Source organism: Vibrio sp. D173a, from assembly GCF_030248475.1.
This window is the reverse complement of sequence record NZ_JAHGAH010000877.1, coordinates 1-1,316: the sequence shown is the minus strand read 5'-3', so window position 1 is coordinate 1,316 and position 1,316 is coordinate 1. Positions and strand designations below refer to the sequence as shown.

Genomic DNA, 1,316 nt, shown 5'->3' with positions numbered 1-1,316 from the left:
CAGTAAAACCTAAAACCCCCATAAAAACCGGGAGAAATGGCAAAAAATGACCTTCTCCTCACACTGCCGTATACTCAGGGCAACTCGACTTTTCAGCTTTTCAGGAACCCAACATGATCGACACTCATGCCCATATCTACGCCAGTGAATTTGATAACGACCGCGAGCAAGTCGTGCAGCGCGCATTGGCTCAAGGGATTGATCGCATTCTACTGCCTAACATCGACCTCGATTCGATCGAACCGATGCTGGCCACTGAGCGCCAGTTCCCAGAGGTATGTCGCTCAATGATGGGACTGCACCCTTGTTATGTGGATGGAAACATAGAGGAAACGCTCAAGACCATCCGTGCTTGGTTCGACAAACACAACTTTATCGCGGTCGGCGAGATCGGCATCGACCTCTACTGGGATAAAACCTACGAAGCAGAACAAGAGTATGCCTTTGTTACTCAGCTTCAATGGGCTAAAGAGCTCGATTTACCTGTGGTGATCCATACTCGTGATTCCGTTGAAGAAACATTGGCACTATTGAAGCAAGAGCAAGATGGCAGCCTACGCGGTGTGTTCCACTGTTTTGGTAGCAGCCTTGGAGAGGCTCAAGCGATCAATGCGCTTGGTTTCCACCTTGGGTTAGGCGGTGTTTCGACCTTTAAGAACTCTGGTATGGATAAGGTTATTCCACACCTAGATATGGATTTGGTGATCCTAGAGACAGACTGCCCGTACCAAGCACCAACCCCAAATCGAGGCAAGCGCAATGAGCCAGCTTACACTGAGCTTGTCGCAAAACGAATTGCCGAGTTGCGAGGTATTACAATCGAAGAAGTCGATGCGATCACAACCCGAAATGCCGAACAGCTGTTTAAATTACAGCCAATCGTACCATTAAATAATTGATATAAAGTTACAATTTCAGTTTGAGTTAGAAGCTCAATCGGTCTAATATCAATCTCCTGCATATGGAGGTAGTTGATTATGTGTGACCATTCACAGCACTTACAACGTCAACATCGAACCTTTTGGCATAAACTCATTGGTATAAAAGAGATTTATATCTGTCAGAACTGTGGCTACGTGTTAAAAATTCGATAATTATAAAAACGAAAAAGCGTCCTCTGGGCCGCTTTTTTGCTGTTTAATCATACGATTGGATGAGAATAAGTGAATTGCGTTAAAAGCTCACGACTCCACTTCATCTTCCTCGTCTTTGCGTACGTAGAAGCGAGCAAAGAATAACCCCACCTCAAACAGAATACACATTGGAATCGCCAGCAGCGTCTGTGAAATCATATCCGGTGGCGTCAGCATCATACC

The 1,316-nt window shown here is 45.6% G+C and carries 1 protein-coding gene and 1 pseudogene; one reads left to right on the top strand and one right to left on the bottom strand.

The genetic code is table 11. The features are described 5' to 3' along the window. The first annotated feature begins 113 nt into the window (after positions 1–113). Positions 114–899 carry a TatD family hydrolase gene (locus KIV40_RS29970; protein WP_285352914.1) on the top strand — a complete coding sequence of 262 codons (786 nt, stop codon included), beginning with the start codon at positions 114–116 and terminating at the stop codon, positions 897–899. 282 nt (positions 900–1,181) lie between these two features. Here the strand turns inward: KIV40_RS29970 and KIV40_RS29965 are convergent. Then, positions 1,182–1,316 (bottom strand): annotated as a pseudogene (locus KIV40_RS29965) (Sec-independent protein translocase subunit TatC); the annotation flags it as partial.

Excerpts from the sequence above, each read along its gene's own strand:
- KIV40_RS29970 (WP_285352914.1), top strand. The coding sequence starts at position 114 with ATGATCGACACTCATGCCCATATCTACGCCAGTGAATTTGATAACGAC.